A 12,097-nucleotide genomic window follows, 5' to 3' on the forward strand; every position below is an offset into this window, starting at 1 on the left:
TGTAGTATATTTTAGTAGGAAACAGTATAAAGTGATGCTTATAAGGTAAAGTCATTGCTTCAACAAAAATCTTTAAGCCCAATTGATGGGCTTTTTGTGTGCAATACAATTATAAAAAGTTAGTAGTCTAAAATTATCTCTCTCAACATATTGCAAACCTTTTCATAAAGTTGTATACTAATAAATGATTTTATGTAATCGTTTGCATAAAGTGGTAAATGATGAAAAGAGAGTATAGTAGGAGACGAGACAGATGGAATTAACAGCGATTTATCATCGGCCTGAATCGGAGTATGCCTATCTTTATAAGGACGGGCAGCTTCATATTCGCATCCGGACCAAGAAAGAAGATATCAAACGGATTGTCTTGCACTATGGGGATCCCTTTATTTTTATAGAGGATCTTTATGAGGCAACTAAGGAAATGGACAAGGTGACGACAGACGACCTCTTTGATTATTGGCAAGTGTCGGTATCTGTCCGCCATGCCCGGATCCAGTACCTCTTTGAATTAGAGTCCACGGCGGGAGAGAAGACCTTGTACGGAGATCGAGGTGTAGCAGCCTACACCAAGGAGAACCTGGACTTCGTCATGAACGGCTTTAAGCTTCCTTTTATCCATGAGATTGATGGGTGTGCTGTTCCAGATTGGGTGGCGCAGACGGTTTGGTACCAAATCTTTCCTGAGCGCTTTGCCAATGGGAATCCAGCCATTTCACCAGAAGGCGTCCGCCCTTGGGATGCCTCTATTGCTCCTCAAGTATTGGATTTCTTTGGTGGAGATTTACAAGGGATCATCGATCACTTGGACTACTTGCAGGAGTTAGGGATTACAGGGCTCTACCTTTGCCCGATTTTTGAATCTCCAAGCAACCACAAATACGATACCATTGATTATTTTGAAATTGATCGACATTTTGGTGATAAGGACACCTTCCGCCAGCTAGTGAAAGAGGCCCATGCGCGTGGGATGAAGATTATGCTGGATGCCGTCTTCAACCATATTGGCTATGATTCACCCCAATGGCAGGATGTGGTCAAATACGGGGTGGATTCGATTTACAAGGACTGGTTCCATATTAAAGAGTTCCCTGTCTCCTCAGAAAATCTGTGGAATAGTCGCGACTTGTCTTACCATGCTTTTGCCTTTGCGGGCTATATGCCTAAGCTCAATACGGCTAATCCTGAGGTGAAGGCCTATCTTTTGAAGGTGGCGACTTACTGGATTGAAGAGTTTGATATTGATGCTTGGCGACTGGATGTGGCTAATGAGATCGACCATCAATTCTGGCGGGATTTCCGTAAGGCGGTCTTGGCCAAGAAGCCAGACCTCTATATCCTCGGGGAAATCTGGCATTCGTCCCAACCTTGGCTCAATGGTGATGAGTTCCATGCCGTGATGAACTATCCGCTCTCTGAAAGTATCAAGGATTATTTCCTGCGAGGACATAAGGAGACGCAACGCTTCATTTGGGAGATCAATAGCCAGTCTATGTACTACAGGCAGCAGATCTCTGAGGTGATGTTCAACCTCTTGGACTCCCATGATACAGAACGCATCCTGACAACGGCTAAAGGCAATCTTCAGTCCGTCAAGTCTGCTCTTTCCTTCCTCTATCTGCAACGAGGAACGCCTTGTATCTATTATGGAACGGAGCTAGCCCTCATCGGTGGCCCAGACCCAGATTGCCGCCGTGTCATGCCTTGGGAGCGCGTGTCAGCGGACAATGACATGCTGAACTTTATGAAGGAATTGATCCAGCTACGAAAAGAAGTGGCGGGCATGATTCAACATGGTAAAGTGAGCTTAGAAGAAGTAGAGCCAGATATAGTAGCAGTAGAATGGCAGCATGAAGGACAGTTTCTTAAAGCCTATTTTAACCACTCTAAGAAAGAATTTGTATTAGAAAGAAGACAAGCAGATCTGATCAGCCATGGGACCATTTCCGATGATCGATTGATCATTCAACCGAATGGATTTGTTATTTATAGAGAAAATTAGGAATGAAGTAGACTGGAATCGAAAGATTGCAGTCTTTCTTTTTTATTAATAGTTTCTTTATTCGTGCCCTTATATTATAATAGGAGATGAGAAAGGGGGAGACAGTGATGAAGATATTAGCAATCAATCCTATTTCATTTAAAAAAAGAATGACAGAATTTCTGTTTGATTATCTTTTCATTCTAGCTTATTTAGTACTTCTGTTTTTAGGTTCGATGCTTATTTACATCATCTTTTTTAATGGCGTCCCAGAGTTTACAGAAATTCAGTCACAGAGGCTTGTATTTTTCACCTCTGTTTTGCCAATCACGCTCCTGTTCACATTCTTGGATTATAAAAATGATGGCAGTTTTGGGAAGGTAAAAGCGGGACTTGAACTGGTCTACCAGAAAAAAACAGTGCAGGCAAGCTTAATCAGAAACACCATTAAATTTTTACCTTGGCAAATCGGTCATATGGGCACGATTCATGGTTTCTATAGTGAGTTTGATGTGTTATCCATTAGCCTCTCTATTTCGGCGACTCTCCTCGCAGTTTTGCTACTGGCAATGACAATGTTTAGAAATGATAAGAGGCATCTAGGAGACCTGCTAGCCCATACGCAAGTGCAACTAAAAGGTGACTAGGATGAAATGTTAGGCTGTCGATAAGAAAAAATGGAAACATAGCTAGGAAATAGGGCTATGAATGAGACTCTAGAATTCACAAATCTTTGTATGGTAAGAGACGGCGATAGAGTTCTTGTTATGGATCGTGAGAAAGAGTCTAGGCAAGGAATGACATTGCCTGGTGGTCCTGTCACAAATGTTGAGTCTTTTATGGAACCAACTCATTTTTTAACATCATTAAGAATGAGTTGCTATATTTAAACAGGGATTAATAAAACCGTTATTGAAGGATTCTATAGGAATTGTTTTGAGTGACTGGAGAAGTTAATTCTCCTAGTGTTGAGTGACAATATTGTTTTATTAAGCATAAAATAACAAATTAGACTAAAAACAAGTAAAGGTATACATTATGAAAAAATTTTTTATATTTATTTTTGCGATGTTTGGATTGATGGTGGGATTTGTAGCTATTGTGTTAAGTGGTTATTATAGAGATTATGAAAAATTTCATAATAGATCAAGCTTTCCAGAACCGAAAGAAAATTTACTAGTACCAGTAAGTACAAGGGCATATGCAAAAGCTAAATCTTGGTCAGAGAAATCTCCTTTATCGAAGCAACAAATTAAAAATTATCTTACTAAGTATGGCAGGTATTCAGAGTATACTTCCCAGTCCGCTGTCAATAAGCTTAATATAGACTGGAAAGAGCAGGCTGTTTTAAGAGCAAAATCATATCAAAAGTTTCATTATTCAAAAGAAAAGTTAGTTGGGCAACTTGTAGATGTTGATCTATTTACTCCAGAAGAGGCTGACTATGCTATAGAAAAAGTTCATTTCGATTGGAAAGAGGAAGCTGTGAAAGAAGCGGAATCTTCTGCAAACGGTGGCAATATTTCGAAAGAAAGGTTATTAGAAATACTTGTTGAAAATAGAAAATTTACTCAAGAGGAAGCGGAGTACGCAATAGAACATGCTCAAGTAGATTGGTTAAATTAAACAATAATTTTACTATTGATTTGAAGAACTTAAAAGAGGCTGATGAATCTAAAATAGCTACGATAGAAAGTAATGAAAAGTGGCATAATGAAAATAAGGACACAATTTCTATTTATGATCGCTATTTGAACAGTGATGATTACAAAACAAGTCCAATGAAAAATATTCAAGATCAACTGAAAACATTTTTGATGGACCATCACTACTATGAGGTCGCTATTCCGCTGATTAGACAATTTAGTAAGAGTTACGATCATTATTATAAAAAACTAACTGAGGCAAGTGACTATTATTTAAAGCAAAAGGGTGATGCTCCACAGTAAATCGGAAATTAATATCCTTCATAAGATTTTACGATTAAGAGATAGAGTGAGGGATGACTTGCCCTTGCTCTATTTTTCGGTTCCTTTAGTTGTAGTTTTCACTACATAAGTGTATAATGTGCTCTTAGATAAACAAAATAGGAGAATGAGGAGTTTTAAATGGAATTAAAAGATTTTACAGAACAAGAACAAGAACAAATCAAGCAAGGATTGAGCACAGCTGAGATTTCTGATAAAGAAGCAGGTAAGAAGTTGCTGGCTCTTGTACCGCAAGAATGGATCAAACGCATTCCTTTCTTTGTCAGAGGGCATGCGACGACCAAGACAGTTGAGCGTGTAGCCAAGCAATACCCTGAACTCTATGCAGTGGCGAAACGTCAAGGCGACCTTCCTGAAAAAGAAGGAGAAGAGCTCCGAAAGATTATGACAGCCATCTTTGAAGAAAAGATGAACAAACACAAGATTAAATAATCTTTTATAACACTTTGTTATTTTTTATTTCACATAGAATGAGTGATTGCAGTTGAAATGCAGTCACTTTTTTATTTACTAGCCATAGAGACTTTTACACTAGTAAATAAAAATGAACAATATTTCATGATATAATACTAATGAAAGCAGTTCCAGAGGGATGAAAATTTCATTGGAGAAAAACAAGTAAAGGTAGTCATGATGAAAAAGTTTTTGATATTTATTTTTACAATTTTTGGATTATTTGCAGGAATGCTAGCTCTTATAGTAATTGATTATGAAATAAATTATAATAAATGGATAAATTCACGTTCAGGATCACAGTTGACTAATCCTGTACAAAAATACTCTTCTTCAAGTGATGGAAATAAGGATGATTTTGAATCATCAAAACAAGAATACGCTACTTCAAGTTCTAGTACACAGAATTATGATTATAGAAAATACACTTCTTCAAGTGATGAAAATGAGGACGATTTAGAATTATTATTTAATTTGCTTGTGAAAAAACTTTTTCATCCAACTTTAGTAGAAGAAGAATTTAAAAGGGCATATGCAACAGCTAAGCAACTGTCAAAGGATTCTCCTATTTCGAAGCAGGCTATCAAAAATAAAATAAAGATTTATAATTATTCAGAAGGAGCTAACCAGTACGCTATATATAAGCTTAATATGGACTGGAAAGAGCAGGCTGTTTTAGCAGCAAAATCACTTCAAAGGTATCGTTATTCAAAAGAAAAATTAGTTTGGCAACTTATAAATGTTGAACTATTTACTCAAGAAGAGGCTGACTATGCTGTAGAACATGTTAATTTCGATTGGAAGGAGGACGCTGTGAAAGAAGCGGAATCTTATGCAAACGGTCGCAAGATTACGAAAGAAAAGATATTAGAAATACTTGTTGAAAAAAGAAAATTTACTCAAGAAGAAGCCGAGTACGCAATAGAACATGCCAAAATAGATTGGTCGAATTAAACAATAGTTTTAATTTTGATTTTTGTAATATATTGAAGAGCTGGACAGTTGCCAGCTCTTTTTCGCTGCTTATAATCTTTTCTTATTTCGTAAAAAATAGTTGGAGCTAACCTAGTTTTAAACTATAATAGAGGAGAAGGATTATCAATATGAAAAATTTATGGTACAAACATTTTAATCAATAGAAAAGGAACCACTTTATGAAACCATCTAAAAAAATCATGCTTCTTACTAGCTGTGCCTTGGCGATCTTTGCTTTAGCGGCTTGTGGTAGCAACCAAAAGCAATCCAAGGAAAAGCAGGAAAGTTCCACTGTGCAGAAATCTAGTTCAGATAAGGAGCGCTACAGGGGAAGCTACAGCAACCTCAACAACAAGGCGAGTGTCGAAGAAGTGCGGACTCTTTTGTCTGCTTATTTGGATCGGGAAAGTGTAGATAAATTTCTGGGTCTAGTAACGGATTACGATAGCATTGTCGGCTCGGTCGGCTTGACGGGTGACTTCAGCACCTTCAAGAAAACAGACTACAATGTTGAGAAGATCAGTGACTTGTGGACCAAGAAAAAGGGCGATTTCGTCGGGACCAACTGCCGGATCAATAGCTATACTCTTCTGAAGAATCGCATCGAGATTCCTAAGATGAAAGCGGATAGTGAACTTTTGTTCGTGGACAATGATGCGATTGACAAAGGGAAGATCTTCGGTGAGGCAGACAAGGAAGCCTTTAACATTCTGTATTCACGGGTTCCGACAGAGGCGACAACGGATGTCAAGGTCCATGCCAAGAAGATGGAAGAGTATTTTGCTCATTTCAAGTTCAATGAAAATGCGCGCATGCTTTCTGTTATCGTTCATGATAACCTGGATGGAAATACCCTTTTTGTCGGCCATGTCGGCGTTTTAGTTCCTGCAAAGGACGGCTATCTCTTTGTCGAAAAGCTGACCTTTGAAGAACCCTATCAAGCCATCAAGTTTGCGACCAAGGAAGATGTCTACAAATACTTAGAGACCAAGTACCAAGACTACACAGGCGAAGGTCTGGCTAAGCCCTTTATCATGGATAATGAAAAATGGGTTGAGATGAAGTAGAGGATGAAAGACAGCGTGTTAGAATTTAGAAAGATAATGGAGAGTGCTCCGATTCTATATGTGCTCGTTTTCTTGCTCTCTTCTACTGTTCTCCTTTTCCTGAGAAGAAGGGCAATTGTGAGACGTAGCGGCGGTCCCTTCTTTGCTCCCTTCCATATTAACCGTGGAATCTTCTATATCCATGCCGCTCTGTGTTTCAGTCGTCGCAGGATCCCACTGAAAGAGATCAAGCAAATCACCTATGCAATTTTTCGTGGACGATCTGGTGGTGGGGCTCGCTATGCTTTCTATATCGAACTCAGAAATGGAAAGACTATTCCCTTCTTTTTTGGAAAAAGCAAGCGGAATGAAGCTCTGGTTGAGAAGCTCAAACGAAATGCAGGTAAGTATGGGTTTAAAGTAGATAGCACTGGTAATTAATTGAAAGAAAAAGGAATCGCGAATGAGTAGAAAGCAAGCCCTATCTATGTATTTGTTAGGGACCTTTGGTCAAGTATTAGGAGTCAGCCTTCTGGTTTGTTTTTTAAGAGCAGGAGGAGTCAAGGTTGATTTTACATCATCATTTGGTATCATCGCTATTATTGTAGGTGGCTTATCATCTGCATTTTGGGGTAGTCTTGCTAGTATTGGCTACTATCAATCTAGTTTCAAACAACTTCTAAAAGATTTTTTTCAAGTCAAAGACAGTTTGGCAAATTATTGCTTGGTGCTCGTTTTCTTGTTACTCGACTTTTTCCCATTTATCTTAGGTGGTAAGATCACCACTCAATCGTTGGTCTTGCCAGTAGTGCTCTTTTTCAAGGCTCTTCTTTTTGGTGGAGTTGAAGAAATTGGCTGGCGTTATTTCTTTCAACCAACTTTGCAGGAAAAAATACCTTATTTTTCAGCTACTTTGATCACCTTTTTAGCTTGGTCTAGTTGGCATCTACTATACTTTTATATCGACGGTTCTTTAGCTGTCATTCAATTGTTTCCGTTTCTAGTAGGTCTGCTAACTAACTGCTTTATCTTATCGGCCTTGTATCATAAAACGCAAAATTTATGGATCTGTGTCATGGCTCATGCCTGTATCAATTCCTTGTCTCAGATTCTAGTGAATGAAGAGGTATGGCTATCTATCGTCAGTAAAATTCTTATTATTAGTTTAGCAATCATGATTGCAAAAAAGAAGTATGTAACTGTAAAGGAAGAAAAATGAGCAAATTTATTTCAAAACAATCAGTTGCTATCTGGTATGCATTGACTGCCCTCTTAGCTACCTTTCTAGTAGGGCAAGTGATCCTTTGGTTTTTCCCAGATGGGAGTAGTATGGGTGCCTCACTACTATTTATCCTAATGAATTTGATTCCCCTGATTGTGGCGGCTGTCTTTTCTCTGGTGTTGAGGGAAGTCAAATCTTTGGGTGAATTTTTCAAAAAGGTCTTTCTTCAAAAAGAAGGTTCCCTATCTTGGATCCTAGCTTTCTTCATCCCCGTCATCTATTATGGGATTTCCATCCTGCTTATGAACGTTCGCTTTACTGGGAACTCCCTCTTAGCCTTCTTCCTTTATTTCCCCTGGACCTTATTATATGGCGGTCTGGAAGAAGTCGGCTGGCGTTGGTTTTTACAAGATCATCTTTCCTTTCGTAAGCACTTTATACCTAAAATGATGGTTCTTTCCATTGTCTGGTTCCTCTGGCATATTCCTATTTATCAACTCCCATGGATTACAGCAGGTTCGGCCAACTATCTCATCTTTTACCTGATGATCTTAGGGAATACCTTCCTATTTGGAGCGCTTAGGGAGTACTCGAAAGGAGCTGTTCCTTGTATCCTCGCTCATATGCTGATCGATAGTCTAGCTGTTCTCATGCTGGTTCAGAGCTCGCTTCCTCAGATTATCCTTCTGGTTAGTTTCGAAATCCTAGTAGCCTCTTGGCTGGTGGCTGCACGAAAATCAGAGAAATAGAGTTGTACCTCTTTCGGTGGGAGTCTGTCATCTTTACCCTTTAGGACTTAAATGTAGAGTCCATAAAATGCTATAATCAGTTTAACGAAGAACCTAGAGATAGGATAAAAGTATCAACACAGTGTACTTCTTATCTAAAATGTGAGAGGAGAAAAGACAATGCAAAAAACCTTTCAGTTGTTGCGAAGAGGAGATCTAGAGGGAGTCTGTCAGATATTGGATAAAAAGCCTGAAGAAGTCAATGCTGTTTCGGGTGACAAACCTAAAAGAGATCAGGGACAGTCGCTCCTTCAAGTCGCTATCAAATCGGGACATTTAGATATTGCAGACTTACTCATTGATAGAGGAGCAGATCTTAACTTTATTGAAGAGCCGACAGAGCTGAATCCATTTTGTCAACCAGTCCTCCAAACAGCGGGTGGACGAGCTGTATTTGACTGTAGGCGCATGATCAAACGCTGGAATGGCCAATATGAGATGTATTCGTCTAAGGAAAAGGCTGACCGGTCTTTCAAGGTTTTTGAGAAAATGTTGGAACTTGGGACCGATATCTCTCAGAAGAATAGTCATGGGGGTACCTTATTACAAACTATCTTAATAGAAACCAAAGAAGTTCTGCCATCTTATTCTTGGAAAACAAAAGAAACAAGTGATAATGTCCTCATAACAGATGAATTACGTCATGATTTAAATCGTATTTATGATCTATTAATTCGTTACGGTGTGACTGCGGACGAAATAGCTGTCTATCAGAAGATTCCTCTCAAAGAACTTTATCAAGACAGTCCGACCATGGAGTTTTTAAATCGGTTAGATCAAAGCAAATCTTGATAAGCATTTGAACTACTAGTTAAAAGAGTCTCAGTGCTCTTTTAACTTTGTCTGATAGAGCTAGAAGCAGTAGAAAATGTTAGACCGGATTTTCTTAAAAAAATGGATACAAATCCATGATGAAATAGAGTATACTAGTTTGTGAAAGAACAAGATTTTTAAGTATCGAATTCAGGAGGGCAGTTTATGTCTCAAGAAACTTTCATTATGGCGATTGACCAGGGAACCACTAGTTCGCGGGCTATCATTTTTAATAAAAAAGGCGAGCAAGTTAGCTCTAGTCAAAAGGAATTCACTCAGATTTTTCCGCAGGCTGGTTGGGTGGAGCACAATGCCAATGAGATTTGGAACTCGGTTCAGTCGGTGATTGCTGAGGTCTTTATCGAAAGTGGCATCAAGCCCAATCAAATCGAGGCGATCGGCATTACCAATCAACGGGAAACGACAGTTGTTTGGGATAAGAACACGGGGCTTCCTATTTACAATGCCATTGTCTGGCAATCTCGTCAAACTGCCCCAATGGCTGAGGAACTTAAAAACCAAGGCTATGTAGAAACCTTCCATCAAAAGACAGGTCTAGTTATCGATGCCTACTTTTCAGCGACTAAAGTTCGTTGGATTTTGGACCATGTTGATGGGGCGCAAGAGCGTGCGGAGAAGGGCGAATTACTTTTTGGAACCATTGATACTTGGTTGGTCTGGAAGCTGACGGATGGAGCTGCCCACGTGACAGACTATTCCAATGCAGCCCGTACTATGCTCTACAATATCAAGGAACTGAAATGGGACGAAGAAATTTTGGAAATCCTCAACATTCCTAAGGTAATGCTTCCTGAAGTGCGTTCAAACTCTGAAATTTATGGCAAGACAGCTCCTTTCCATTTCTACGGTGGACAAGTACCGATTGCAGGGATGGCAGGAGACCAGCAAGCTGCTCTCTTTGGTCAATTGGCCTTTGAACCTGGTATGGTCAAAAATACTTATGGAACTGGGTCCTTCATCATTATGAATACGGGTGAGGAGATGCAGTTATCAGAGAATAACTTGCTGACGACGATTGGATATGGGATTAATGGCAAGGTCTACTATGCCCTTGAAGGATCTATCTTTATCGCTGGAAGTGCCATTCAATGGCTCCGCGATGGCTTGCGTATGATTGACAGTTCTCCTGAATCTGAGGTCTATGCTTTGAAGTCCCAGAACCAGGATGAAATCTATGTGGTCCCTGCCTTTACGGGTCTTGGAGCACCATACTGGAATCAAGAGGCGCGTGGTTCTGTCTTTGGACTTACCCGGGGAACGACCAAGGAAGACTTTATCAAGGCAACCCTTCAATCCATTGCCTATCAAGTACGCGATATCATCGACACCATGCAGGTAGATGCCAAAACTCCTATCCCTGTTCTAAAAGTAGACGGAGGAGCAGCGAAAAATGATTATTTAATGCAGTTTCAGGCAGATATTCTTGGAATTTCGATTGCTCGCGCGAAAAACTTGGAAACAACGGCTTTAGGAGCAGCCTTCCTAGCAGGTCTGACCGTAGGCTATTGGAAGGACTTGGAAGAATTAAAATCTCTTCATGGAGCAGCCCAAATCTTTGAACCCAAGATGAATGAATCCCGAAAGGAAGAGCTGTACAAGGGGTGGAAGAAAGCAGTCAAAGCCACTCAAGTATTTGCGGAGTCTGATGACTAAAGGGATCAATCAAACGAATAGTTTAAGAGAAGTCTTCGAAAGAAGGCTTTTTATGTAGCTTTCAGAATAGGACAGTTATCTATTTTGGTTAAAAGCCATATTCTATTTCACGTTCCAGTTCATTTATCACTAAATAAAAATATCATATAAATAAACTATTTTTTTGAAAAAATAGGCTAGAGATTGAAATATTTTTCACAAAAGAGTATACTGTTAGCATAGTTTTGTCGGATATTTATAAAAGACCCCATCAAAACTAGTTGTCAACCCTTGCTGTTCTGATAGGAACGTTTGCTGGTATCGTTGATACCAAGGAGGAATCATATGTCTAAAGTAGCTATTGTCACAGGTGCTGGTCAAGGAATTGGTTTTGCAATCGCAAAACGCTTGGTGCAAGATGGCTTCAAGGTCGGAGTATTGGACTACAATGCTGAAACAGCTGAAAAAGCAGTTGCTGAGTTGTCAGCAGAAAATGCTTTTGCGGTCGTTGCTGATGTATCCAAACAAGCAGAAGTAGCTGCAGCTTTCCAAAAAGTTGTTGACCATTTTGGAGATTTGAATGTTGTCGTGAACAATGCAGGTGTTGCGCCAACTACACCACTTGATACAATTACAGAAGAACAATTTACACGTACATTTGCTATTAACGTTGGTGGCGTGATTTGGGGTGCTCAAGCTGCACAAGCTCAATTCAAAGCGCTTGGCCATGGCGGAAAAATCATCAATGCAACTTCACAAGCAGGTGTTGTAGGTAACCCTAACTTGACTGTTTATGGTGGTACTAAATTTGCAGTTCGTGGTATCACACAGACTTTGGCGCGTGACTTGGCGGATTCAGGAATCACTGTCAATGCGTATGCACCAGGTATTGTTAAGACTCCAATGATGTTTGACATTGCTCATGAAGTTGGGAAGAACGCGGGCAAAGACGACGAATGGGGTATGCAAACATTCGCTAAAGATATCACTTTGAAACGTCTTTCTGAACCAGAAGATGTAGCAGCGGCTGTCAGCTTCCTTGCTGGACCTGACTCAAACTACATCACGGGTCAAACCATTATCGTGGATGGTGGAATGCAGTTCCATTAAGATAAAAACAGAGGTTAGGATCAACATCCTAACCTCTTATTTTGTGCGTTCACAATAAAAGAAACGGA

At 39.6% G+C, this 12,097-nt stretch carries 13 protein-coding genes; all 13 read left to right on the plus strand.

Annotated elements, in window-relative coordinates:
* Positions 1–253: 253 nt before the first annotated feature.
* A complete protein-coding gene (locus NMM13_RS05630; protein WP_254727683.1) occupies positions 254–2,002 on the plus strand; it encodes a glycoside hydrolase family 13 protein in 1,749 nt (582 codons plus the stop codon).
* A gap of 86 nt (positions 2,003–2,088) precedes the next feature.
* Entirely contained in the window at positions 2,089–2,628 is a 540-nt protein-coding gene (locus NMM13_RS05635) for an RDD family protein (RefSeq protein ID WP_254727682.1), read from the plus strand.
* 391 nt (positions 2,629–3,019) lie between these two features.
* Entirely contained in the window at positions 3,020–3,607 is a 588-nt protein-coding gene (locus NMM13_RS05640) for an Ltp family lipoprotein (protein ID WP_003006840.1), read from the plus strand.
* Positions 3,595–3,930 (plus strand): hypothetical protein, encoded by a 336-nt coding sequence (locus NMM13_RS05645; RefSeq protein WP_003006842.1) that lies wholly within the window; start codon positions 3,595–3,597, stop codon positions 3,928–3,930. Before NMM13_RS05640 ends, NMM13_RS05645 begins: the two co-directional genes overlap by 13 nt.
* Positions 3,931–4,089: 159 nt before the next feature.
* Positions 4,090–4,401, plus strand: a complete 312-nt coding sequence (locus NMM13_RS05650) for a hypothetical protein (RefSeq protein WP_021153069.1) — start codon at positions 4,090–4,092, stop codon at positions 4,399–4,401.
* A 198-nt stretch (positions 4,402–4,599) separates the two neighbouring features.
* A complete protein-coding gene (locus NMM13_RS05655; protein ID WP_239668696.1) occupies positions 4,600–5,376 on the plus strand; it encodes an Ltp family lipoprotein in 777 nt (258 codons plus the stop codon).
* Positions 5,377–5,576: 200 nt separating this feature from the next.
* A complete protein-coding gene (locus NMM13_RS05660; RefSeq protein ID WP_049472778.1) occupies positions 5,577–6,464 on the plus strand; it encodes a DUF4300 family protein in 888 nt (295 codons plus the stop codon).
* Between the two features lie 3 nt (positions 6,465–6,467).
* The gene (locus tag NMM13_RS05665) at positions 6,468–6,884 is read left to right on the plus strand and encodes a hypothetical protein (RefSeq protein WP_049472779.1); all 417 of its coding nucleotides are present in this window, start codon (positions 6,468–6,470) and stop codon (positions 6,882–6,884) included.
* Between the two features lie 22 nt (positions 6,885–6,906).
* Positions 6,907–7,662 (plus strand): CPBP family intramembrane glutamic endopeptidase, encoded by a 756-nt coding sequence (locus NMM13_RS05670; RefSeq protein WP_254727680.1) that lies wholly within the window; start codon positions 6,907–6,909, stop codon positions 7,660–7,662.
* Positions 7,659–8,414 (plus strand): CPBP family intramembrane glutamic endopeptidase, encoded by a 756-nt coding sequence (locus NMM13_RS05675; protein ID WP_254727678.1) that lies wholly within the window; start codon positions 7,659–7,661, stop codon positions 8,412–8,414. Before NMM13_RS05670 ends, NMM13_RS05675 begins: the two co-directional genes overlap by 4 nt.
* Before the next feature lie 159 nt (positions 8,415–8,573).
* Positions 8,574–9,245, plus strand: coding sequence for an ankyrin repeat domain-containing protein (locus NMM13_RS05680; protein ID WP_254727676.1), 672 nt, complete (start codon positions 8,574–8,576; stop codon positions 9,243–9,245).
* 186 nt (positions 9,246–9,431) lie between these two features.
* Positions 9,432–10,940: a glycerol kinase GlpK gene (gene glpK, locus NMM13_RS05685; RefSeq protein WP_070660422.1), complete on the plus strand. Its 1,509-nt coding sequence runs from the start codon at positions 9,432–9,434 to the stop codon at positions 10,938–10,940.
* A 324-nt stretch (positions 10,941–11,264) separates the two neighbouring features.
* Positions 11,265–12,029: a (S)-acetoin forming diacetyl reductase gene (locus tag NMM13_RS05690; RefSeq protein WP_003006860.1), complete on the plus strand. Its 765-nt coding sequence runs from the start codon at positions 11,265–11,267 to the stop codon at positions 12,027–12,029.
* Positions 12,030–12,097 lie beyond the last annotated feature (68 nt).

The organism is Streptococcus sp. CF8_St5-11, assembly GCF_024295625.1.
In the GTDB taxonomy this organism is placed as follows: domain Bacteria; phylum Bacillota; class Bacilli; order Lactobacillales; family Streptococcaceae; genus Streptococcus.

Bases quoted from the DNA above. Each gene is read 5' to 3' on its own strand.
- NMM13_RS05665 (WP_049472779.1), top strand. From the start codon at position 6,468: ATGAAAGACAGCGTGTTAGAATTTAGAAAGATAATGGAGAGTGCTCCG.
- NMM13_RS05680 (WP_254727676.1), top strand. From the start codon at position 8,574: ATGCAAAAAACCTTTCAGTTGTTGCGAAGAGGAGATCTAGAGGGAGTC.
- glpK (WP_070660422.1), top strand. From the start codon at position 9,432: ATGTCTCAAGAAACTTTCATTATGGCGATTGACCAGGGAACCACTAGT.
- NMM13_RS05690 (WP_003006860.1), top strand. From the start codon at position 11,265: ATGTCTAAAGTAGCTATTGTCACAGGTGCTGGTCAAGGAATTGGTTTT.
- NMM13_RS05650 (WP_021153069.1), top strand. From the start codon at position 4,090: ATGGAATTAAAAGATTTTACAGAACAAGAACAAGAACAAATCAAGCAA.
- NMM13_RS05670 (WP_254727680.1), top strand. From the start codon at position 6,907: ATGAGTAGAAAGCAAGCCCTATCTATGTATTTGTTAGGGACCTTTGGT.
- NMM13_RS05630 (WP_254727683.1), top strand. From the start codon at position 254: ATGGAATTAACAGCGATTTATCATCGGCCTGAATCGGAGTATGCCTAT.
- NMM13_RS05655 (WP_239668696.1), top strand. From the start codon at position 4,600: ATGATGAAAAAGTTTTTGATATTTATTTTTACAATTTTTGGATTATTT.
- NMM13_RS05635 (WP_254727682.1), top strand. From the start codon at position 2,089: ATGAGAAAGGGGGAGACAGTGATGAAGATATTAGCAATCAATCCTATT.
- NMM13_RS05675 (WP_254727678.1), top strand. From the start codon at position 7,659: ATGAGCAAATTTATTTCAAAACAATCAGTTGCTATCTGGTATGCATTG.
- NMM13_RS05640 (WP_003006840.1), top strand. From the start codon at position 3,020: ATGAAAAAATTTTTTATATTTATTTTTGCGATGTTTGGATTGATGGTG.
- NMM13_RS05660 (WP_049472778.1), top strand. From the start codon at position 5,577: ATGAAACCATCTAAAAAAATCATGCTTCTTACTAGCTGTGCCTTGGCG.